This window comes from Propioniciclava sp. MC1683 (assembly GCF_014164675.1).
Classification (GTDB): Bacteria; Actinomycetota; Actinomycetes; order Propionibacteriales; family Propionibacteriaceae; genus Propioniciclava.
Genome location: NZ_JACJFX010000019.1, coordinates 31,208 through 52,860, shown reverse-complemented (window position 1 = coordinate 52,860; position 21,653 = coordinate 31,208). Strand labels below are relative to the sequence as shown.

Annotated in this window: 19 protein-coding genes; 9 read left to right on the top strand and 10 right to left on the bottom strand. The window is 66.7% G+C overall.

The window, feature by feature from the left end; all coding sequences use genetic code 11:
• Window positions 1-10 precede the first annotated feature (10 nt).
• Genes H5397_RS11750 through H5397_RS11735 form a run of 4 tightly spaced genes read left to right on the top strand, consistent with a single transcriptional unit; the run spans window position 11 to window position 3,425 of the window.
• Entirely contained in the window at window positions 11-1,000 is a 990-nt protein-coding gene (locus H5397_RS11750; RefSeq protein WP_220492224.1) for an ABC transporter permease, read from the top strand.
• Window positions 997-1,866, top strand: coding sequence for an ABC transporter permease (locus H5397_RS11745; protein WP_182817631.1), 870 nt, complete (start codon window positions 997-999; stop codon window positions 1,864-1,866). Before H5397_RS11750 ends, H5397_RS11745 begins: the two co-directional genes overlap by 4 nt.
• A gap of 4 nt (window positions 1,867-1,870) precedes the next feature.
• Complete coding sequence (locus H5397_RS11740) at window positions 1,871-2,824, top strand: ATP-binding cassette domain-containing protein (protein ID WP_182817629.1); 954 nt, start codon at window positions 1,871-1,873, stop codon at window positions 2,822-2,824.
• Complete coding sequence (locus H5397_RS11735) at window positions 2,808-3,425, top strand: ABC transporter ATP-binding protein (protein WP_182817628.1); 618 nt, start codon at window positions 2,808-2,810, stop codon at window positions 3,423-3,425. The genes H5397_RS11740 and H5397_RS11735 overlap by 17 nt, the downstream gene beginning before the upstream one ends.
• A gap of 6 nt (window positions 3,426-3,431) precedes the next feature.
• On the opposite strand, the gene H5397_RS11730 is transcribed toward H5397_RS11735, so the two are convergent.
• The 7 genes from H5397_RS11730 to H5397_RS11700 form a co-directional block, all read right to left on the bottom strand.
• Window positions 3,432-4,307, bottom strand: a complete 876-nt coding sequence (locus tag H5397_RS11730; RefSeq protein WP_182817627.1) for an urease accessory protein UreD — start codon at window positions 4,305-4,307, stop codon at window positions 3,432-3,434.
• The gene (gene ureG, locus H5397_RS11725) at window positions 4,304-4,924 is read right to left on the bottom strand and encodes an urease accessory protein UreG (protein ID WP_182817625.1); all 621 of its coding nucleotides are present in this window, start codon (window positions 4,922-4,924) and stop codon (window positions 4,304-4,306) included. The genes H5397_RS11730 and ureG overlap by 4 nt, the downstream gene beginning before the upstream one ends.
• 9 nt (window positions 4,925-4,933) lie before the next feature.
• Entirely contained in the window at window positions 4,934-5,572 is a 639-nt protein-coding gene (locus tag H5397_RS11720) for an urease accessory protein UreF (RefSeq protein WP_220492223.1), read from the bottom strand.
• On the bottom strand, window positions 5,569-6,039 hold the full coding sequence (ureE, locus tag H5397_RS11715) for an urease accessory protein UreE (RefSeq protein WP_182817624.1): 471 nt from the start codon (window positions 6,037-6,039) through the stop codon (window positions 5,569-5,571). Before ureE ends, H5397_RS11720 begins: the two co-directional genes overlap by 4 nt.
• A 79-nt stretch (window positions 6,040-6,118) precedes the next feature.
• Window positions 6,119-7,831, bottom strand: a complete 1,713-nt coding sequence (gene ureC / locus H5397_RS11710; protein WP_182817623.1) for an urease subunit alpha — start codon at window positions 7,829-7,831, stop codon at window positions 6,119-6,121.
• Window positions 7,828-8,499 (bottom strand): urease subunit gamma, encoded by a 672-nt coding sequence (locus tag H5397_RS11705; RefSeq protein WP_182817621.1) that lies wholly within the window; start codon window positions 8,497-8,499, stop codon window positions 7,828-7,830. Before H5397_RS11705 ends, ureC begins: the two co-directional genes overlap by 4 nt.
• 110 nt (window positions 8,500-8,609) lie before the next feature.
• Window positions 8,610-9,944 carry a DMT family transporter gene (locus tag H5397_RS11700; protein ID WP_182817619.1) on the bottom strand — a complete coding sequence of 445 codons (1,335 nt, stop codon included), beginning with the start codon at window positions 9,942-9,944 and terminating at the stop codon, window positions 8,610-8,612.
• 228 nt (window positions 9,945-10,172) lie between these two features.
• Here H5397_RS11700 and H5397_RS11695 point away from each other — a divergent pair, with 228 nt between their 5' ends.
• Together H5397_RS11695 and H5397_RS11690 are read left to right on the top strand one after the other, a co-directional pair.
• Window positions 10,173-11,306: a DUF1524 domain-containing protein gene (locus tag H5397_RS11695; protein WP_220492222.1), complete on the top strand. Its 1,134-nt coding sequence runs from the start codon at window positions 10,173-10,175 to the stop codon at window positions 11,304-11,306.
• Between the two features lie 422 nt (window positions 11,307-11,728).
• The gene (locus H5397_RS11690) at window positions 11,729-12,826 is read left to right on the top strand and encodes a site-specific integrase (protein WP_182817618.1); all 1,098 of its coding nucleotides are present in this window, start codon (window positions 11,729-11,731) and stop codon (window positions 12,824-12,826) included.
• Window positions 12,827-12,854: 28 nt separating this feature from the next.
• Here H5397_RS11690 and H5397_RS11685 read toward each other — a convergent pair whose 3' ends face one another.
• From H5397_RS11685 to H5397_RS11675, 3 genes are all read right to left on the bottom strand, one after another.
• On the bottom strand, window positions 12,855-15,206 hold the full coding sequence (locus H5397_RS11685) for a sigma-70 family RNA polymerase sigma factor (protein WP_182817616.1): 2,352 nt from the start codon (window positions 15,204-15,206) through the stop codon (window positions 12,855-12,857).
• Window positions 15,207-15,212: 6 nt separating this feature from the next.
• Window positions 15,213-15,935, bottom strand: a complete 723-nt coding sequence (locus H5397_RS11680) for a DEAD/DEAH box helicase family protein (protein WP_182817615.1) — start codon at window positions 15,933-15,935, stop codon at window positions 15,213-15,215.
• 293 nt (window positions 15,936-16,228) lie between these two features.
• Window positions 16,229-16,474 (bottom strand): AlpA family transcriptional regulator, encoded by a 246-nt coding sequence (locus H5397_RS11675; RefSeq protein ID WP_182817614.1) that lies wholly within the window; start codon window positions 16,472-16,474, stop codon window positions 16,229-16,231.
• A 235-nt stretch (window positions 16,475-16,709) separates the two neighbouring features.
• Here H5397_RS11675 and H5397_RS11670 point away from each other — a divergent pair, with 235 nt between their 5' ends.
• From H5397_RS11670 to H5397_RS11660, 3 genes are read left to right on the top strand one after another with little or no spacing between them, the layout of a single operon-like run.
• Window positions 16,710-17,756, top strand: a complete 1,047-nt coding sequence (locus tag H5397_RS11670) for a GIY-YIG nuclease family protein (RefSeq protein ID WP_182817612.1) — start codon at window positions 16,710-16,712, stop codon at window positions 17,754-17,756.
• Window positions 17,756-20,227 carry an McrB family protein gene (locus tag H5397_RS11665; RefSeq protein ID WP_182817611.1) on the top strand — a complete coding sequence of 824 codons (2,472 nt, stop codon included), beginning with the start codon at window positions 17,756-17,758 and terminating at the stop codon, window positions 20,225-20,227. Before H5397_RS11670 ends, H5397_RS11665 begins: the two co-directional genes overlap by 1 nt.
• The gene (locus H5397_RS11660; RefSeq protein WP_182817610.1) at window positions 20,224-21,474 is read left to right on the top strand and encodes an McrC family protein; all 1,251 of its coding nucleotides are present in this window, start codon (window positions 20,224-20,226) and stop codon (window positions 21,472-21,474) included. The genes H5397_RS11665 and H5397_RS11660 overlap by 4 nt, the downstream gene beginning before the upstream one ends.
• The last annotated feature ends 179 nt before the right edge of the window (window positions 21,475-21,653 follow it).

Below are 21,653 nucleotides of genomic sequence, written 5' to 3'. Positions count from 1 at the left end.
GAGGTGAGCCGTGGAGCAGTGGATCGGGTTCGCTATTCGCACCCTTGCCAGGTTCGCGCTACTCATGGCCGCGGTGAGCGTCGTGGTGTTCGTGCTGGTGAGCGCCTCACCGATCGATCCGGTGCAGGCCAACGTGGGGCAGGCCGCCTACGTCGGGATGAGCGGGGCCAAACGCGCACAGTTGGCGTCCTATTGGGGCGCGGACGTACCGCTGGCGGAGCGCTACCTCAACTGGGCCGCCGCGCTGCTGCGCGGTGATCTGGGGACGTCGCTACGCTTCAACGCTCCGGTGGGGCAGGTCATCGCGCAGCGCGCCATCAACTCACTGGCCCTCCTGGGGATCGCCTGGGTGGCCAGCGGAGTGATCGGGGCCGTTCTGGGAGTGGTCGCCGGTGTCCGGCGGGATGGCTGGGTTGATCGGCTGATCAAGGGGTACTGCTTCGTACTGGCCTCGACGCCGACCTTCTGGCTGGGGCTGCTGGTGCTGACGGTGTTCGCGGTGCAGCTGGGCTGGTTCCCGATGGGGTTCTCGGTTCCGATCGGGAAGTCCGCTGCCGACGTGACCCTGGCCGATTCCCTGCGCCATCTGGCGTTGCCCGCGTTGACGCTGTCGGTGATCGGGGTGTCGAACATCGCACTGCACACGCGCGAGAAGACGATCGACGTGCTCCAATCCGATTTCGTGAAATTCGCGCTGTCCCGCGGGCAGGGGATGCGCACGGTTCTGCGCCGCCATGGGCTGCGCAACATCGCGCTGCCGGCGTTGACGCTGCAGTTCGCGTCCCTGGCCGAGATCTTCGGCGGGTCGGTGCTGGTCGAGCAGGTCTTCTCGTATCCGGGGCTCGGCCAGGCAGCCATCACGGCGGGGCTGGGCAGCGACGTCGCCCTGTTGGCCGGAATCGCGCTGTTCTCGGCCGCGTTCGTCTTCACCGGGAACGTCGTCGCCAACACTCTCTACGCCGCGGTCGACCCCCGGATTCTGCGAGAGCAACGATCATGAGCGCGGCCGAATCACTGCCCCCGCTGCTGCACGAGCCAGGGCGCGTCCGGTTCGCCAACCGCCGGGCGACCGTCGTGACGTTGGTGGTGGCCGCGGCCATGCTCGTCGCGGTGTTGCTGACGGGGAGCGCGTTCGAGGACGCGGCCACCCGGACCGACTTCCTGGCCAAGAACCTGCCTCCCGGCCCGGGGCACCTGTTCGGCACCGACTGGATGGGCAGGGACATGTTCTGGCGCACCCTCGCCGGTCTGGCCACCAGCATCCGGGTCGGGCTCCTGGCGGCCACCGTGTCGGCGCTGATCGCCCTGACGCTCGGCACGGCGTCCGCGCTGGGCGGGCGGCGCGTGGACGCGGCCATCACCTGGCTGATCGACCTGGTGCTGGGGGTGCCGCACATCGTGCTGCTCATCTTGATCTCGTTCGCGCTGGGCAAGGGGTATTGGGGGGTGACCGTCGGCATTGCCGTGACCCACTGGCCGAGCCTGGCCCGCGTGGTGCGAGCCGAGGTGCTGCAGTGCCGGGCGGCCGGCTTCGTCGAGGTCGCGCAGAAGCTGGGCCGCAGCCGCGTGCAGATCGCGGTCCAGCATGTGCTGCCCTATGTCCTGCCGCAGTTCCTGGTCGGACTGGCGCTGCTCTTCCCGCACGCGATTCTGCACGAGGCGGCCGTCACCTTCCTCGGGTTCGGGTTGCCGCCTGAGCAGCCGGCGATCGGCATCATCTTGTCGGAGGCGATGAAGTACCTGTCGGCCGGACTGTGGTGGCTGGCGATCTTCCCGGGCGTGGCGCTGGTGCTGGTGGTGGTGTCGTTCGACCTGGTGGGCACGCGCCTGCGCCGCATCGTCGACCCCTCCAGTGCGCAGGACTGACGCCATGGACCGCACTCGCCACGCATTCGACGCCCACGACGCGGCCCAGGACCACCACGGGCACACGCACGCGTCGGCCAGCCGCCATGTCGCCGGACACCACCTGCTGCAGGTCGAAGACCTGTCGGTCGGATTTCGCATGTACGACCCCGGGGCGTCGTTCTTCGCGGCGCGCCAGCAGATGTTCCCCACCATCGAGGGCCTGAACATCTCGGTGCACGCGGCCGAGGTGGTGGCGGTGGTGGGGGCGTCCGGTGCGGGAAAGACCCTGCTGGCGGACGCGATCATGGGCCTCTACGAGCCGAACGCACTCGTCCGGGGCCGGATCTGGGTCGACGGCGAACTGCAGGACGCCGCGGGCTTGCGCCGCCTCCGGGGCAACGGGCTGTCGCTGGTGCCACAGAGCATCGCGTACCTGGACCCCACGATGAAGGTCGGTCGGCAGGTGCAGGGTGCTGCCACTGACCGCGCGGACGCCCAGCGCCGGAGGCTCCGGCAGCGGGAGCTGTTCGCCCGCTACGGCCTGGACGCCGACGTGGCGCGGCTGTACCCGCACCAGTTGTCGGGCGGGATGGCGCGGCGCGTCCTGCTGTGTTGCGCGCTGATGGACGACCCGCGGGTCATCATCGCCGACGAGCCGACGCCCGGCCTCGACCTCGAACTGGCGGTGCAGGCGCTCGGCGACTTCCGCGACTTCGCCGACGCGGGCGGTGGGGTTCTGCTGATCACCCACGACATCGAGTTGGCCCTGCAGGTGGCCGACCGGGTGGCGGTCTTCCAGGACGGCGCTGTCGTCGAAGAGGTGCCGGTGAGCAGCTTCGCGAGCCCCGAGCTGCTGCGGCATCCGTTCTCGCGGGCGCTGTGGCATGCGCTGCCCGAGCACGACTTCGGCGTGGCCGAGGGGGCCTCTGAGCCCGGAGCGTCACAGGAGGAGGGGCGCGATGCTGGAGGCACGTGATCTCGGGTTCCGGCACGCAGGGGCGAGCCGGCCGTTGTTCGAAGGGCTCAGCCTGACCGTGTCGCCGGGGGAGCGGCTGGCGCTGCGCGCGCCGTCCGGGTTCGGGAAGACGACTCTGTGCCGGCTGCTGGCGGGCTACGAGCGGCCCCGGGCCGGGCAGGTGCTGATCGACGGGGTGCCGCTGCCCGAGCGGGGTGTCTGCCCGGTGCAGTTGATCAACCAGCACCCCGAGCGCGTGCTCGACCCGCGGTTGCGGATGGCGAGCAGTCTCGCCGAGGCCGGCGAGCCTGAGGGGCGGGTGCTCGACGCGTTGGGGATCCAGAAGAAGTGGCTGACCCGGCATCCGCATGAGTTGTCCGGGGGCGAGATGCAGCGCTTCTGCATCGCCCGGGCGTTGACGGCCAACCCGGCGTACCTGATCGCCGACGAGATCACCACGATGCTGGACGCCGTCACCCAGGCGCGCATCTGGGGGTTCCTGCTGGCTGAGGCCGAGCGCCGCAACCTCGGGCTGGTCTTCGTCTCGCACTCACCAGCGCTGACCCGGAGGTTGGCCACCCGCTCGCTGGACCTGACCGACGCTGTGCGCGGCACCCGGTGAGCTGGGTCAGTACCGACGCAGGTTCAGGCGCCGCTGCCCGGTCGTGACCGACCGGTCGTGCTCGTTGACGGACAGCACCAGGGCGCTGAGCGCGTCGGTCGAGGACGCCAACGCACGCACCATGACCCACGGGATCCCGTGGCGCGCACCGGACGTCACCCCCGCCCGCGCCAAGCCGGACGCGTCCACCAGCTCCCGCACGGCATCCACGTAGGCCTCGTCGACGTGCTGGCCGAGGATCAGCACGTTGCCCATGTGGGAGGAGCCCTCCAGGTAGCCGATGCCGTCGATGGCCGCCCCGATGTCGCCGGGCACGATCCGCACGTTGTCGGCGCACACGAGGCCGCCGTCGGCATGGCGGACCTCCAGGCGCAACAGCATGCCGGTGTAGGTGAAGGGGGTCCCGTCGGGGTCCCAGCCGGGGGTGACGATCTCCTCCACGAACACCTGCGCGTCGGCCGCCATCGTGATCGTGGTCACCTGGCGGTAGTCGGCGTCCCGGTAGGCGATGAGCTGGTCGGGGACGTACTCCAGCCGTGCGCCCTCCCCCACCGTGAAGGCGGCTTCCTGCACGGCCGGGCCGCGGGGCGTCCGGTAGATGCGGGTGGCGCCCTGCGAGGACAGCAGCAGGCTGGCGCCGGGCAACACCTCGACGTCCATCCGGCAGGCCTCGCTGAAGTAGGCACCGCCCGGGTTCACGACGAAGTAGGCGACCTGCCCCGAGTCGTCCAGGTGGAGCGGCTTCATCAACCGCAGGACGCCGGCGCTCTCGGTCCGCACAGGCCGGGAACGGTCGCCGGACCGCCCCACGGACAGGTTCATCGTCCCCGCGTACGCGTCCGGCCCGGACGCGTACGCGCGGAACCCCAGCGACGAACTCATGCCAGGTCGTTCATCAGCACCGCGTGGTTGAACCAGGCCTCGACCTCGTCGAGCCCCTCGTCGGTCTTCAGGTTCGTGAAGACGAACGGGTTCTCCCCGCGCACCTTGAGTGTGTCGGACCTCATGACGTCGAGGCTGGCCCCGACGTAGGGGGCGAGGTCGGTCTTGTTGATCACCAGCAGGTCAGACTTGATCATGCCGTGCCCGGCCTTGCGCGGGATCTTCTCCCCCTGCGCCACGTCGATGACGTAGATCGAGAAGTCCACCAGCTCGGGGCTGAACGTGGCCGACAGGTTGTCGCCGCCCGACTCGATGAACAGCACCTCGAGGTCGGCGTGGCGGCGCATCATCTCCTCGACGGCGGCGTCGTTCATGGAGGTGTCCTCGCGAACGGCGGTGTGTGGGCACCCGCCGGTCTCGACGCCGATGATGCGGTCCTCGGGGAGCACGCTGGTGGCGGCGAGGATCTTCGCGTCCTCGATCGTGTAGATGTCGTTGGTGATCGCCGCCATCGACACCTTGTCGGACATGCGGCGGGTGATGCGCTCGATCAGCTGCGTCTTGCCGGCACCGACGGGGCCGCCGATGCCGATCCGGATGGGTCCGTCCTGGGTCACGTTTCTCTCCTAACTCATGAACATGCGCGCCCTCAGGCGCTCGTGCTGCATCTGGGCCACCTCGAGCCCGGGGGCGACCATCCCGAGGTCGCCCTCCTCCAGTGTCCACACCCGGCGGCAGGCGTCCTCGACCCAGGCGTGGGCCGCCGTGACGACCCGTTGCCCGTCGGACTGGCCGATCGGGATCCCCCGCACCGCGTTCTGCGTGAGGGTGTTCACCGTGGCGCTCAGGTGCCCGACGATGGCGTCCTCGCAGGGCACGTCGAAATGCTGCGCGATGCGGGCGAACTCGATCGCCGGGTGCGCCAACTCGGTCTCCGCGCGCGGGACGCCCAACGCGTCGGCGCCGATGGTGCGCAGCCGCTTGGCCATGGCCACGTCGGCCGCCCGCAGCTGGGCGGGCAGGGTGCTGGCGACCACCCGGTCGGCCAGGTCGGCCTCGGGCAACCCTTCGTAGAACAGACGCATGGCCAAGGCGTCCGTGTGGGTCAGCTGGTTGGCGGTGTAGACGCGCAGCCACGTCGAGAACGTGACGGCGTCGCGGATCTCGCCGCGGGAGATGTACTGCTCGAAGCCGAACGAGTGGCTGAACCCGCCCGTGGGCAGGGCCGAGTCACTGAGCTGCAGCAGCAGGGACAGGGGCCTCAATGCGTGTGCTCGCTGTGTCGGAACGGGACGGGCATGACCCGATCCTGTCGCTCGAATGGCACCCCGACGTGCTCGAGGTAGGCCTCGACGGTGTGGTCGTACTGGACGACCATGACCTCGGCACCGTACTCGGAGTCGGCGCCGAAGAACTGCGCCTGCAGGTGGCGGTTGCCCAGCGTGTGGGCCACGATCGCCATCTCCAGAATCGTGCGGGCCTTGATGACCAGCACGTCGGACGCCTCGACCTTCAGCACGATCGCATTGTGCCCGTCGTGGGAGAGGATGTCGCCGTCGCGCAGGTCCGGCGCCCCGGTAGGCAGGCGGACGCCCACCTCGTTGTCGTGGTCGGTGCGCAGCCGCTGGATGCGCTTGACCAGCTGTGAACTGGGGACCGTGATGGTCTCGACATGGGTTCCCTCGGGCAGCGGCCGCTCGTGCACGTTCCCTTGGATCTGGGTGATGAGCATGGTTCCTTCGCGTGGTGGTCGGGGCCAGCCGAAGGGGAGGGCCGTGGTGGTGTCACCGGCCCTCCCCCGGGCTCCTCCATCAGAAGAGGAAGTAGCGCTGCGCCAGGGCCACCTTCTCGGCAGGCTCGGACGTCAGCACCTCCCCGTTGATCGAGACCTCGTACGTCTGCGCGTCGACCTTGATGTCGGGCGTCTCGCAGTTGAGCTTGAGGTCGGCCTTCGTGAGGTTCCGGATCCCGTGGACTGCGTAGGGCTTCTTGGTGAGGCCCAACTCCTCCGGGACGCCGGCGTCCAGCGACGCCTGCGAGACGAACACGAGGCTGCTCTCGCCGCGCGCACGCCCGTGGGCGCCGAACTGGTTGCGCATCGTCCGCGGCTGCGGCGTCGGGATGGACGCGTTGGCGTCACCCATGACCGCGTTGGCGATGATGCCGCCCTTGATGACCAGGTCGGGCTTGGCCCCGAAGAACTTCGGGTCCCAGAGCACCAGGTCGGCGAACTTGCCGACCTCCACCGAGCCGACCTCGTCGCCGATGCCGTGCGCGATGGCGGGGTTGATCGTGTACTTGGCGATGTAGCGCTTGATGCGGTTGTTGTCGTCGTGCTCGGAGTCGCCCTCGAGCGGGCCGCGCTGGGCCTTCATCGAGTCGGCCACCTGCCAGGTGCGGGTGATGACCTCGCCGATGCGACCCATGGCCTGGGAGTCGGACGAGGTGATCGCGAAGACGCCCATGTCGTGCAGGACGTCCTCGGCCGCGATCGTCTCCTTGCGGATGCGGGAGTCGGCGAACGCGACGTCCTCCGGGATGGACGGCTTCAGGTGGTGGCACACCATCAGCATGTCCATGTGCTCCTCGGCCGTGTTGACCGTGAAGGGCAGCGTCGGGTTGGTCGATGCCGGGAGGATGTTGGGCAGGCCCGCGATCTTGATGATGTCGGGGGCGTGTCCGCCGCCGGCACCCTCGGTGTGGAACGTGTGGATCACGCGACCGTTGATCGAGGCGATCGTGTCGTCCACGAAGCCGCCCTCGTTCAGGGTGTCGGTGTGGATCGCCACCTGGATGTCGTATTCGTCCGCGACGCTCAGCGAGGTGTCGATGGACGAGTGGGTCGAGCCCCAGTCCTCGTGCACCTTCAGTCCACAGGCGCCGGCGGTGATCTGCTCGGCCAGCGCCTTGGGGGCGGACCCGTGGCCCTTGCCGAGGATGCCGATGTTCATCGGGAAGTCATCGGTGGCCTGCAGCATCCTCTTGACCCACCAGGGGCCGGGCGTGATCGTGGTCGCCTTGGTGCCCTCGGCCGGGCCCGTGCCACCACCGATCATCGTCGTCAGGCCGGACGCCAACGCGACGCCGATCTGGTCGGTCGAGATGTAATGGATGTGGGTGTCGATGCCACCCGCGGTGAGGATCTTGCCCTCACCGGCGATGACCTCGGTCGCCACGCCGATCGTGATGTCGACGCCCTCCTGGACGTCGGGGTTGCCGGCCTTGCCGATGGCGAAGATCCGGCCGTCCCGCAGGCCGACGTCGGCCTTGTAGATGCCCGAGTGGTCGATGATCAGCGCGTTGGTGATGACGGTGTCGGGGATGTTCTCCGACCGCGTGACCCGGGAGTTCTGACCCATGCCGTCGCGGATCACCTTGCCGCCACCAAACACGGCCTCGTCACCGTAGACGGCGAGGTCGCGCTCCACCTTCGCGAACAAGTCGGTGTCGCCGAGGCGGACGGCATCGCCGGTGGTGGGGCCGTAGAGTTCGACGTACTGGCGGCGCTCGATCTTCTGGCTCATGATGCGTTCTCCTTCTTGCTCGCGGCCGCGTCCAGTGGGCCCTCGTGGCGGTTGTTGAACCCGTAGACCGCGCGGTTGCCCGCGAAGGCCACGAGGTTCACCGCTCTGGCGTCACCCGGCTCGAACCGCGCGGCGGTGCCCGCGGGGATGTCGAGGCGGAAGCCGACCGTGGCGTCGCGGTCGAACTCCAACGCCGAGTTGACCTCGGCGAAGTGGAAGTGTGAACCGACCTGGACGGGGCGGTCGCCGGTGTTCTTGACGTCGACCGTGATGGCCTCGCGACCCTCGTTGATGACGACGGGCTCGTCGTTGAGGATGACCTCACCGGGGCGCGCACCGGCCTCGCCGGCGTCGACGCCCACCGCGGCACGGATGGGGTCGTGGACGGAGACGAGCTTGGTGCCGTCGGGGAACGTGGCCTCGACCTGGATCACGTCGATGAGTTCGGCGACGCCGTCCATCACGTCGGATGCGGTCAGGATGGTGGTGCCGAAGCTCATCAGGTCGGCCACGGCGCGCCCGTCACGGGCGCCCTCCATGATCTCGGACGTGATGAGGGCGACGGCCTCGGGGTGGTTGAGCTTCACGCCGCGCTCCTTCCGGCGGCGGGCAACGTCTGCTGCCACGACGATGAGCAGCTTCTCTTGTTCTCGCGGTGTGATCCGCACGTCTTCCTCCTAGATCGATGGAGCTGATTTTGTCGACGAGATGGAACGGGATGGGGAGTGGAAGTGCCAGGGGGCGCCCGTGACCCGGGCGCCCACCCGCGCCAGGGCGGTCAGGATCTCTCGCCTCCCCCCTGCCCATCCTGGATGACGATGACCATCAGGGCCGCGGCGACGACCGTCTGCGCGATGGTGAAGGCCGTGTTCCAGCCGATCTGGCCTGTCACGAAGTTGTGTGCGGCGGCGGCGATGCCGAGGAGCACCGCAGCGGCGCCGAGCAGGGCGAACACGGCACGGCTCCTCGCCCCCTGGCGTTCTCGTGGAACGGCGGCAGCATCGGCCCCAAGCTCTGCGGAGCCCGCTCTCCTCTTGCCGGTGAGCGCTCCGACGCCTGCCTGGATCAACCCGTTCTGCCACCCGACACACGCGAGGATCAGCGCCACGCCCACCCACTGCAGCCAGGACGGCCACTCGGCGAACAGGGGGCCAGCGATGATGACCGAGGTCACGGGCGAGAGCAGCAGGATGCCGGCGGACAGGGTCGGGTGCAGCCAGACCGAGCCGTACTGGACGAGGGTCCAGGCAGCAGCCTGGCCGAGGACGATCAGCAGGGCCAGGGCGACCCAGTTGCCGAAGTTGACCGGGTCGCCGGCCATGGTGGCCTCGCGCAGGGACGGGTTGGCGCCCAGCGTCGTCGGCAGCACCATCTCGCCAGTAGTCGGGTCCTGGGTGAGAACGCCCCGGGTGATGTTGAAGCCGTTGCCGCCGGTGAACATCCAGATGACCGGGGCAACCGCCTGGGCCAGCATCGTGTACATCATCGGCTGGATGTAGAGGTCCTTGCGCGGGGCACTGGTGGACGCCTTCCGCGACAGGTACAGGTAGAGGGAGTAGCACAGGCCGGAGGTGAGACCGGCGGCGGTACCGATGACCGACGTCTTGATCCCGCCGATCATCGCCGGGCCGGCCGCACCCTCAGCAGGCTCGAAGACGCCGCCGGTGAAGAGGACACCGACGATCATGATCGGCAGGATGAAGACGAACGACTTGGGCAGCTTCACCTTGTCGATGAGGGCCGTCAGCATCGGCACGATCACGACCTGCAGGTTGAGCAGAATCGCTGCGACACCGGAACCGATCAGGAAGATCGAATAGTTCCAGGCGACGAAGTCGACTCCGAGGAAGATGCCCGAGATCGCAGCCAGGATGATGCCTTGGCGGTGCAGACCTCCCTTGCGCCGGATTTCGTGGAGGCCCAGGGGCAGGAGAATGAGGAAGCCGAGGATGACACGCAGGAAGGCTTGCGTGGCCGGGTCCATGTTGGAAGCCTTGACCCACAACGGGGTCCCCGAGAGGAAGAGGGTGCCGAGGAGCAGCCAGAGGACGGCCTTGCCGTGGGTCACCTCCTTGACCGGGACGCCTGTCCTCGCGCTGGCCAACTGGTTCATGAACGTCAATCCTTCCGGGAAGCAAGCGGCGGGCGGGGGGCGGTCGGTCGGTGCGGCCGCCCGGGCAACGCACGGCGGGGCCCCGGGGAACGCCTCCCCGGGAAACAACACCCTAGTAACACTGGTCGCGACGGGGGGGGGAACACAGAATATCGTGGCAACAAGGGTTTCTACCGCAGAAGTTCACGCACGGGCGCCAAGCCGCCCACAAGAAGGGCAAGTTCTCCGGTGTCCGGCCGCATCCTGGTCTCGCTCGACGGCGGCGGAAGCGCCACCATCTGGCCCGAACTCACCACCTCGAACATTGCTGCCGAGCAACTCGCCATCGCCGGCATGAAGGTGAAGGGCCTGCTCGAGGAGTCCCTGCGTCCGAAGGAGCCGGTCGATGCCAGGCAGCTCACGATCGAGCACGTGTTGCCGCAAACCCTGACGGACGCCGTGCGCACCGAGTTCGGCGCAACCTTGCCGGCAGAGGCGGAGGTGGCGTTCGAGCACGAGCGTCTCGTCCACACGCTGGGGAATCTCACGCTCACCGGGTACAACAGCGAGCTGAGCAACCGGCCGTTCTCGCAGAAGCGCACGATGCTGGCCGAGAGCGGCGTGCGGATGAACCAGACGATCGCGGAGCACTGGACGTGGGGTGCCAGCGAGATCGCCGACCGTGGGCAGGCACTGGCGGAGCGCATCATCGAACTGTGGCCCGGCCCCAACGAGAAACTCGTGGGGGTCCGTGACCGGGAATCGGAACTGCGCCTACACGTCGCCACGGTGCTGACCGAGATCCCCTCCGGCCGGTGGACCACCTACGGCGAGGTAGCGGTCGTGGTCGGCAGTCACCCCGTCCCGGTGGGACAGGCGATCGCGAACCACCCGATGCCGAACCCGTGGCGAGTGCTGAACGCTGGCGGGACCCTGTCTGCCCAATTCCGCTGGACCGACCAGCACCGGACGGACGACCCTCGTGACCTGCTCCGTGCGGAGGGGGTCCACGTCGACGTGGCGGGCCGTGCCGACCCGGAGCGGTTCATGGACGCCGTCGAACTGGCGGCCGGAATGGGGCTGGACATCGATGCGTCCACTCTGAGGAGGCGCCGCCGCCGGCAGGCACGGAACACAACCACAGATCCCGGGGCCCTGGGCGTCCAGCAGGCCGCGTTCTGGGAGTCGGTGCAGCAGTGGGGCCGCCAACATGCCACGCACGCTTCCTTCCACCGATCGCCAGGACGCCGACACCGGGCCAGCCGCATCATTCGTGAGCGTCCCGGCGACTTCCGGGCCCCGGAGCAGTCGGACCTGCTGGTGCAATGGCTCGTACGGACCGCCGATGACTTCGTTCGAGTGCTCCCCGCACGCCACGCCTGATCGAGGTGTAATCGCCACGCTCGGGCACGTGTTGGGCACGAAATCCGCGGGAGTCGGCAAGTAAGAACCCCCTGCCCTAGTGGGAGGGGGTTTGATGTGGTGGGCCTAACTGGACTTGAAATTGCATTTGGACCAATCTGGACGCCTCCAGACTGAGTGTGACTCAGCAGGCTAATTGGTCCTTGACTAGGGCATACAGTGCGTGATTATCATGGATTTGCCATTTGACGGATCGGGCGAAAAGGGCCGTAATGACCGACCAAAGTTCCCCACAAGTTCCCCGCGGGGAACTCTCTGGAAGATTCGCTCCACGGCGCAGGGACAAGAAGCAAGAGCACCGGAGCTTCGGAACCATCATAGAGACCCGAGGGCGGTTCAAGGTCCGGTACACCGGCCCAGACCGGAAGCTGCATCGCGCCGGCATGACGTTCACCACACGGGAACGCGCACAGGGGTGGCTCTCCGACGAGCTGAGGCTCATCGAGTACAGCGAGTGGACACCGCCCGCGGAGCGCCGGCGCCGAACCGAACAGCGGGCCATCACCTTCGACGAGTTCACGAGGGAGTGGATCGACAAGCGGCTGGTCCGCGGACGCCCCCTGAAGGACCGCTCCAAGGAGCACTACCTCGACATCCACGAGCGCTGGTTCGCACCGTTCCACGACCTGCCCCTGACCGCGATCACCACCGCCGACGTCGAACGGTGGTTCCACTCCCGACCGGACGCGCCGACCATGCGCACCCACGCCTACTCACTGCTCAAGGCGATCTTCCGCACCGCCGTGGCGCGCAAATTGGTCAAGGAGTCCCCCGTCAACGTGGAAGGAGCCACCTCCCGAGCAGTCCCCAAGGAGATCAACCTCCTCACCGTCGCCCAGGTCCAGGAGCTCGCTGACGCCATGCGCCCCCAGCACCGCCTGATGGTGCTCCTCGCCGCCTGGTGCAGCCTGCGCTTTGGTGAACTCACCGGCCTCCGCCGCCGCGACATCCACCTCAGCGACGACCTCACCGAAGGCACCATCACCGTCGAACAGGCGGCGGTCACCGTCGCCGGCGAACGCCTCCTCACCACACCCAAGTCCCTTGCCGGACACCGGACCATCTACCTACCACCTCACCTACTCGAGGACGTTCGGCAGCATCTCGCCACGTACACACGAAGCGACCCCGACGCGCTGGTCTTTCCCGGCACCGACGGACGCCCCCTCACCCCCGGGCAGGTCTACGGCCACGCACCACGCTTCGACAAGAAGGGCAACCAGAAGCACCCCGGCAACGGCTTCTACAAGGCCCGCCACCAGATCGGACGCCCCGACTTCCGCTTCCACGACCTCCGCCACTTCGCCGCCACCATGGCCGCCATCAGCGGCGCCACCACCAAGGAACTCATGCAGTTCGCCGGCCACAGCGACATCCAGGTCGCCATGCGCTACCAAGAAGCCGTCAACGACCGCAAGAAGGACCTTGCCAAGCGCATGGCCGCGCTGGCGGTCGTGGTCGAACCGCACACGGATTCCTAACTTGGCAAGTGAGTCGTCTGCGGAGTGACTACGTGCTCTGGGCGGCGTCCCTTGCCGACGCGTGAAGCAGACAACGCTCATCAGACCCCACGGCGGGGTACTTGCAGCGGAAGCCCTTCGATGTGGTGGCCGTGCACCGACGACTGTGGACGTGGTCTGTGGTCGCGGGGAGCACCTCGGTGCCGTTCGTGCGTCCGTCGGGTCCCGCGAGGCGGCGCGGAATCGCATCGCTTGCCGGCGCTCTCAAACCACTCCACCGGCGGAGGGGAGACCGGCGACGGGCTACCCGCTCAGCGCACGCAGCTCTATCCATACAGACGACCTTCCCCATCGAGAGGATGAACCGGTCCATGCCTTCCCGGCCGCAGTGGATGCAGCAGGACCTCACCTGATCCGTGACCTCCGTGGACACTGACTCAGCAGGCGGTTCTCGACGGCGATCAACGCTCGGAACATCCTTGGGCGCCACCGCGCCACGCGGCTCCAGCAGCCTCCTCGCCAGGCGGGGTTGCGTGCTGGACGACCCCTTCTTCGCCTCGCGCTTCTTCACAGTGGCCTTACGAGGTGCACCGGAAGGGTGTCCGAAGTGGTGGGTGAGTTGCTCGAGCGCCTGCTTCTCCAATTGCCTAATACGCTCACGCGAGACACCGAGTCGACGGCCGATGGCGTCCAGTGTCTCCGGCTCACCGGTCTGGAAGCCGAAGCGGCACCGCAGCACGAAGGAGCCACGGGGGTTGATCGAGTCGAGGTGGTCGAACAACTCCTGAACACGGCGCTGGGTCTCCAGCCGGTCCACGATTCCATCCTCGTGCGGGGCATCATCCACGGCCTCGGCCAACCAAGCGTCCTCCACCTGCTCGGTCAACCAGTCTGTGCTGATGATCGGTCGCGCGAGTCGGGCCATGCGTTCGAGTTCGTCGCGCGTGACCTGGAGATCCGGTACGCCAAGGGGATGGTCGCGCAAGAACTCGCTCCAAGAGTGGCCGGCCGGGGCTCTCAGGGACTCCACTTGGTTCAGCTTCTCGACGAAGTGGACGGGGTGCCGGATCATGCGGCCTTCGTCCGCCAGGCCGCGAGCCACCGCCTGCTTGATCCACCACGTCGCATAGGTGGAGAACTTGGTGCCCTGCCGGTAATCGAACTTCTCCACGGCGTGCGTCAGACCAGCGTTTCCATGCTGGATGAGATTCAAGAAGTCCAAACCCTGCCCCGCATACCGCTTGGCGATACTCACCACCAGCCGCAAGTTGGACGCGACCATCCATTGGAAGGCGAATTCGCCGGTGTGGGCCACCCTCACCAACTCGTCGAAGTCACGGTAGGGAGCTTCAATCATGAGCAGCTGCCGTGCGTAGAGTCCCGCCTCAATGGCCCTGCCGAGATAGGCCTCCTCGTCCGCGCTGAGCAACTGAACCTTTCCGATGAGCTTCAGGTAGTCCTTGACAGAGTCCTGGGTGACGTCGAGGAACGCAGACGGGGGCGCGCCGAGGAACCGGCGTTGACCAGTTGTGGCTGCGACCCGGACGATGTTTGACAGCCGCTCCAGCTCAACACCGTCGGCAGCTTCTTCATCGACAACGGCCACATCCGTCGCGCCGGCGTCCGGCGTCGCACTGTCGATGCTCGGCCGAGTCTGGTCGACCAGTTCCTCCATCGCACGGAGCGCTTCCTCCGTCTCACTGACGCCGAGGCACTCGAGTAGCTGAGGCAGCTCTCGCTCTCCAAGGTTGAACCGGGCGTGCTCAGCAGCCCACGGCAGACAGTCGTCGTAGAAGTCCGGCAGATGGCCCGAGGCATGGGGATCCTCCACGGTGCCCTCGGCGTACAACACAACGAAGCGGGCGGTCTTCCCCTCGCGCCGGCGGAGAACACGCCCGAGCCGTTGGATCATCTGACGACGACTCCGGTTGGACGCCATGACCACACCGAGGTCGGCGTCGGGAACGTCGATCCCCTCGTCCAGAATTCGCGGGGCGGAGAGTGCGATGATCTCGCCTGACTTGAGCATGTCGAGGCGCTCTTCGCGCTCGTCGGCACCTAGGTCCGAGTGAACCGCGGCCGCCGAACACCCTGCAGCCAGGAGCACCTCTGCGGCGGTGGTTGCCGCCTCCTGGGTCTGGGTGAACACGATGCTCCCGGCCGATCCGCGGACGGCCGGCGAAAGCCCCGCCAGAGCCAACACCTTCATGCGGGTCTCGGCCAGCAATGCCTTACGGCGCGCGAACCGAGCCATATAGAGGCGGGCCAACCCGCCACCACCGCCTGATGTCCGGTCCTCCGCCAGCGCACTGACGCCCTTGAGAAACTCGGCGACCGGCGATTCCGGAACTCCGTACCGCTGGACCAACGGAAGCCGCGCAGCCTTCAGGTCGGCATCCAACTGGTCTTACTCCGCTCGCTCCTGCGCGCTGAGGGGAACGGACGCGAACGCAAACTTGAAGGGAGCGATCAATCGGTCCGCAGTCGCTCGGTCGTAGCCGAGGTCGAAGCAGACCCCGCCGAAGTACCCATGAAGGATCTCGTCACCCTGGTCACCTCGCTCGAGCGTCGCGGTCAGCCCGAGCCGCCATTCGTAGGCGCGGTTCAGCGCCAGGGAGTAGGACTCAGCGCCGTAGCGGTGGCACTCGTCGGCCACCAGCAATCCACCGGACCGCACGAGGGCCGGGCGCCGCATCGCTGACTGCACCGTCGTCACCAGCACATCCCACGCGGTGCCGGAATCGACGCGGCTCCGAACCTTCACGTCAGGCAACAACTCGGCGATGGCCGCGACCCACTGCTTCACCAACGCCAAGGTCGGGACGATCACCACTGACTGCCGACTCTGCCGATGGGCGTCCTCGATGGCCGCCAACCCCACCCGTGTCTTGCCAGCGCCGGTCACCGCCTGAACGACACCTCTTCGCTTGGCGTCGTCCCACGCGATCAGCGCGTCCCGTTGCCAGTCGTACAAGGAGATCCGCTGGGTCGAACGTCCCGTTCCAAGCCGCACAGCCCTCAGCCGCTGCAATTCTGCAAGCCGCAGCTCCGCAGCCGCGATCTCGGCCTCCAGCCGTTCCAGTTCACGCGCATCCTCATCGACTTGCGCCACCGACACCGGACGGTTCACGTCCGCAACACCCCCAGCCACTCCGACCTCGTGGACCCACCTTCGCATACGCCTCTGACAAAGCCAGGAGGACGCCGGGCCGCGTGCCCAAGAAGCGCGGCAGCAGAGCCACTCGCAGCCACACTTGAGCCTTGCCACGGGTGTGCCGACGACCCGACTTCCTACTCGACTCGCCACCTGCGGTGGGGAGCCAGTCCACCTGGACGCAACGGCGGGGATGCCTCAGGTGAGCGGAACAAAGGTGGTCTGCCCGACGCTCCGGGCAGACCACCCGATGGGCTCGCTGGGGCGGCTCACCAGCCTCGGCACTCATCGGCGGGAATGAACAGCGCCTCCACATCAGACGCCTTGAGTCGCAGCACCTTTCCTCCCACCACGTAGCAGGGCAGCTTCCCGGCCGCGGTCAGCCGCTTCAACGACCGCACCGACAACGTGGACAGCTCGGCCGCCTCCGGATACGACAGCCAGCGTGGCCTTCCGTCAGTCGGGGCCTGCGACGGGGACTTCTTGGCGCGGCGGGTGATCGTCTGAGCGGTCATGATCGTCTCCTTGCGTTCCGTTGACCTGGGCTGACGGACGCCGTCGGCGTCCTTCACCCTCCAGAAGTGACGAAAGAGGTCTCCCACGGACACTTCGCGCGGATTCGAGCCGAAACGGCTCATTGTCCGCATCCGCACGCTGCGACGAGCCTCGCCCTGGGTCTCGCGCTTGAGGACGTGGTCAGCGCATACGTCCGGGGTATGGTGACGGCAGTCTGCTTGGGGGTGTTGCGCCATGACGGAACTGGATCACCACATTTGGGACTTGGGCTTTCCACACTGGATGGATGTCACCGGCCGACGGTCCATCGCTGGCCTGGTGAACGCGAAGGGGCGCCAAGGCGTTTACGTCCTGGGATTCGCCAATGGAGAGCGTTACGTCGGGCGTGCAAGCAACGTGGTGAACCGATTCGTGCAACACCAGCTGTCGCGTCCCGACATCGTGTCGTTCACCTTCAGGCCGGTGGCTGCGAAGACCATCGCGGACGAAGAACGCCGCTGCATCCACACACTGGAGTCGAAAGGCGTACCGCTGCGGAACTTGGCCGAGATGAGCGTGGTCCGTGGCGAGCGACAGTTCGACAAGCTGGTTTCTCCCGAGGAACAGGAGCACTGGCTGACGGTGTGGGAGGAGCCCTCGCCCTACCCGGACCCGCGTGTGGTGGACGACGATCTCCGACGCCGGTACACGAGACGGTTCAGGACGTTCATGCAGCAACCATTGGCGAACGATGCGTTGTGGCTCCTCGGAACCTACGTGGCGTTCGCCATCCCCTTCCCCAACCGGACAGAACTGACCTTCTGGTCGATGTCCTGCCTACCCCAACCCGGCGTCTACTCGCGCGTCAACATCAACATGCAAGAGGTTCTGACGGTCTTCGATCACGGCGAAGGTCTGATCGCGTCATTCCACTTGGCCAAGAGTCCGATCGAGCGAGAGTGGGGCCCAGACTGGCGTGAGTCTCTCAGTAACATCGCCCCGATCACCGACCACTACTGGAAACCCGGCGGCGGTGACCAGTTCCAACTCCAGGCACCGCTTGAGTTCGCGCTCCTGCTCATGACAGACCGCCTCTTCCACGAAGCCATGATGACGTTGAACCTTCGCCTGATGCGCAAGGGGCCTACGTACTACTCGACTTCCCACTGCATCGATCTCGTGACCGAAGCGCATGCGGTTCGGGAGAGACGATGGGACGATCTCAAGGAACTCTGGGAGCTGTTCGACGCACTGGATGATCCCCACGAGGATGCGTCGTCAGTCGGAAAGGAATCGACCTGATGAGAAGCACCGACGGTGACCCGGAGGCCATCGACCGCATCTACCGGCTCGCTTGGCACTGGGCCTCTGAGGTCCTCCCCAACGGTGACTCCATCCTCACTCCAGGATCCCCCATCTGGACTCTGGAGAAGCTGAACGAGCTGCAGGTCAAGTTCGTCGAGAGGCCGGATGAGACGTCGGGCAAGACGTTCCTTGGCAAGCTCCAAGATCAGCTCAGCGATGCCTCCCCAGGCGCGGTGCAGTTGATGGTGGAACTTCACCTGCTCTTCTTCTGGTGGGTGTGGGAGGGAGCCATCTCGGCACCGAAGAAGCTCTCCGACCTCAACGCGATCCTCTCCTGGCACCCCGACCGGCCAGTGCTCCCGGACGAGGTGCAGAAGTCCCTCAGCCCCGGCTTCGCACACCCCGGCCAATGGGCCAATACCCGGCGGGACGTCCAACTCACCTGCCTGATCCACATCGCCACGGCTCTCATCTCACAAGGTCCCGAGCGTTATGACGAGCTGCTGAGTGATCCGTACCGGTTCCGCGACGTGGTCACAGGCGTCCCCGATACGTCAGCGGACGCCGCCAAGCTGGGCCTGCTTCACCTGGTGTTCCCCGACACCTTCGAGCGAACCGTCTCCACTCGCCACAAGGAACTCCTCCTAGAGCGGTTCCGCGAGCACACGCGGGGGGAGGAGGACGTCGATCGGGCCCTGCTGAACGTGCGAGCCGCTCTCAGCGAGACCTATGGCGTCGGGTTCGACTATTACTCGACCGACACAGATCCGCTGCCCCACCTGTGGAACAAGGATCACAAGGGGTGGAAGGGCCTGTTGCGTTGGTTCAAGAAGATCTGGACGACCATGGACGTCGACGGACGGGAGCGCTACTACAAGTTCGAATTCGCCAGCAAGCTGGACGCTCGGAGGCAGCAAGACGCTGGCGACGACTCCGCGTGGTACGACTCCCTGCGACGAGCACTCTTCGACGCCAACAACAATTTGGTGGGATGGCGCACCCAGGCGGCATTCGACGCTTGGGCCCAACAGAACCCGACCCCGGCGCGCGATGCCCTCCGGGCCCTGTGGAACACCGACGGCACTCCGGAGGGTGAACGCATCACCGAGTTCGTCGGAAGGATCCGAGCCGCTGGCCTCACCACGATCGGGACCGGCGTCAACATGGCATCGGTCCTGCTGATGGCGGACGGTCCTGACACCCATCCCCCGTTGAAGGTTGAGGCCACTCGAAAGACGTGGCGCTTGGCGGGGTGGGGAAACGAACCCCGAGACGCTACGGCCGCGAGCTTCATCGCGCGTGCCTACGCCTTCTTCGACGAGGTGGTGCGCGACGCCGCAGGTTGGGAACACCCCCTGCGGGACCGACTCGATGCCCAAAGCATCATGTGGATCTTGGCCACACAGGACAAGCAACCCGACGGGTGGACGGACAAGGAGTGGGAGCAGTTCCAAGGGTTCCAGGACGGCGTCGACATCGACCCGGACGCCGAACCCGAGCCGCCCGAGCTGGACGCCGACAGTGAGACCGTCCTGACGCGAGACTTCATCGCGGAGGCGGCCGCCGCCCTCCACGTGGATCGTGAGGTCCTCGACGAGATCGTCACGTTACTCGAGGACAAGGGCCAAGTCGTGCTCTACGGCCCTCCCGGCACGGGCAAGACCTACCTCGCCCGCCGCCTGGCGCAGGCCCTCGTCGAGGACGATCCAGCACGCACCACGATCGTCCAGTTCCACCCGGCCACTACCTATGAGGACTTCCTCGAAGGTCTCCGCCCAACGCTGGATTCCGGTGCCGTGTCCTACGAACTCCGGCGCGGACCCCTGTCGCTCATCGCCAAGGCCGCACGCGCCAACCCGGACCGCCGCTACGTTATGGTGATCGACGAGCTGAACCGAGCCAACCTGCCCAAAGTGTTCGGCGAGCTCCTGTTCCTCCTCGAGTATCGCGAAGTCTCGGTGGCGACCCTGTATCGGCCAGTGGAGAAGTTCACCCTTCCTCCTAACCTGTTCTTCGTTGCCACGATGAACACAGCCGACCGTTCCGTGGCCCTGGTCGATGCGGCCCTGCGTCGCAGGTTCCACTTCATCCCGTTCTTCCCACACCAAGGAGCGATGCAGGGACTGCTGCGACGCTGGCTCACCGACCACAACCGGAGCACTGCCGTTGCGGACATGCTCGATTCCGTCAACGGCGACCTGCGAAAGCAGGTGGGAGATCACCTGCTGATCGGTCCCAGTCACTTCATGAAGGAAGACCTGTCCGAGCAGGCACTGCAGAGGATCTGGGAGTACAACATCTACCCGACACTGGAGGAGCTCCTGTGGGGCAGGACCGACGAACTCGAGAAATGGACGTGGCCCACAGTGCGCGAGCGGTACGCCAGCCAGCTGCGTCTCGCACCGGTCATCGAGCCAGATTCACCACCTGAGGACGACCCGAATACGCTCGACAAGCACGAACGATGACCGCGTCGACCACGCCGGTCGCCGAAGCCATCGAGATCGCTGAGTACGAAACGAAGGAGACCGACCTCAGCGCCCGGCAGGCCCAGCTGCTGCAAGCTGCGGCCGGCAAGCGTCTCACCGTCACTCCCAGCAGCAGCGGTTACTCGGTGCGGGCGTCCTCCTACGTGGGTTCGATCAGCATCCCGGGCCGGGTGGTGCACGTCGTCCCCAAGATCCCGGTAAGCAACCTGCTCTACCTGTTGACCTGGAGCACGCACCGCGTTTCCTTCGACCACGTCGACGCGGGCCATGCAATGCACCACCTGACCGCTGCCGTTGCGGCTTGGTACGCCCGCGCCCTTGAGCAAGCGCTCGTCCTCGGGGTCGACCGGACGTACGTCGAGGAGACCGACCGGCTGGTCGCCATCCGCGGCAGGGTCGATTGGCCCGCGCACATCAACGCGCTGGGGTTACCCACGCCCATCAGCTGCCGCTTCGACGAGTGGTCCATCGACACCCGCCCCAACCGACTCGTCGTCGCGGCTGCCCTGGCCCTCCTCCGCAATCCGGCCGTTGCACCCGAAGCCGCGTTCACCCTCCGTCGCTTGCTGAAACTCCTCCCCGGCGTAGGCCCACTGCACAGCGACGACCTGACGAACCCCGCACCGATGATCAACCGCCTGAACCAGCACTACGAAAGCAGCGTGACCCTCGCCCAGCTGATCCTCCACGGATCCGGCCACGCCCACGGATCAGGCACCGCCTCCGTGTCGGCCTTCATGGTCGACATGAACGCAGTCTTCGAAGACTTCGTGTTCTCCAACCTCCGACACCGACTTGGCGACATCTGGAGCGTCACCCGACAAGAGGTAGTGCCTCTCGGGACCATCGGGAACCAGGTCCCTGGGGAACCCGATCTACTGTTCCGCGATGCCTCCGGGGCGCCGGTTCTCGTCGCCGACAGCAAGTACAAGCTCACCAGCGACGGTCGGGGACACAGCAGCGACTACTACCAACTGCTGGCCTACTGCACCGCCCTCGGACTCCCGCGAGGCGTCCTCATCTACTGCGAGGTGGGCCACGCCGCAGCACCAGCCAAGACCGTACAAGTCCGCAACACCAACACCGTCTTGGAAACGGCCCGCGTCCGACTCTCAGGCTCTCCCAAGGAGATCTCAGAGGAGTTCGCGCGTCTCACCCGCCAACTGCTGGAAGAACCAGGTTTCGCACCGACGCCGTCGCCACCATCTGTGTGGCGAGGTCCGTGAGGAAGGCCAACAGAGCACGGGGCTCCTGGTCCAGATCCAACGCGTGAGTGACGATCCTGACGCCGGCCCGCCGTACGACATGAGTGTGGGCGTCCTCGTTTCCCTTGGCATACACGAGGTCTCCGCAGGAGACATTCGACCGCCCCAGCAGCAGCCGGTCCTCGGCGAGCTACGCGGTG

Bases quoted from the DNA above. Each gene is read 5' to 3' on its own strand.
- H5397_RS11745 (WP_182817631.1), top strand. From the start codon at position 997: ATGAGCGCGGCCGAATCACTGCCCCCGCTGCTGCACGAGCCAGGGCGC.
- H5397_RS11740 (WP_182817629.1), top strand. From the start codon at position 1,871: ATGGACCGCACTCGCCACGCATTCGACGCCCACGACGCGGCCCAGGAC.
- H5397_RS11735 (WP_182817628.1), top strand. From the start codon at position 2,808: ATGCTGGAGGCACGTGATCTCGGGTTCCGGCACGCAGGGGCGAGCCGG.
- H5397_RS11730 (WP_182817627.1), bottom strand. From the start codon at position 4,307: ATGAGTTCGTCGCTGGGGTTCCGCGCGTACGCGTCCGGGCCGGACGCG.
- ureE (WP_182817624.1), bottom strand. From the start codon at position 6,039: ATGCTCATCACCCAGATCCAAGGGAACGTGCACGAGCGGCCGCTGCCC.
- ureC (WP_182817623.1), bottom strand. From the start codon at position 7,831: ATGAGCCAGAAGATCGAGCGCCGCCAGTACGTCGAACTCTACGGCCCC.
- H5397_RS11700 (WP_182817619.1), bottom strand. From the start codon at position 9,944: ATGAACCAGTTGGCCAGCGCGAGGACAGGCGTCCCGGTCAAGGAGGTG.
- H5397_RS11690 (WP_182817618.1), top strand. From the start codon at position 11,729: ATGACGTTCACCACACGGGAACGCGCACAGGGGTGGCTCTCCGACGAG.
- H5397_RS11675 (WP_182817614.1), bottom strand. From the start codon at position 16,474: ATGACCGCTCAGACGATCACCCGCCGCGCCAAGAAGTCCCCGTCGCAG.
- H5397_RS11670 (WP_182817612.1), top strand. From the start codon at position 16,710: ATGACGGAACTGGATCACCACATTTGGGACTTGGGCTTTCCACACTGG.
- H5397_RS11665 (WP_182817611.1), top strand. From the start codon at position 17,756: ATGAGAAGCACCGACGGTGACCCGGAGGCCATCGACCGCATCTACCGG.
- H5397_RS11660 (WP_182817610.1), top strand. From the start codon at position 20,224: ATGACCGCGTCGACCACGCCGGTCGCCGAAGCCATCGAGATCGCTGAG.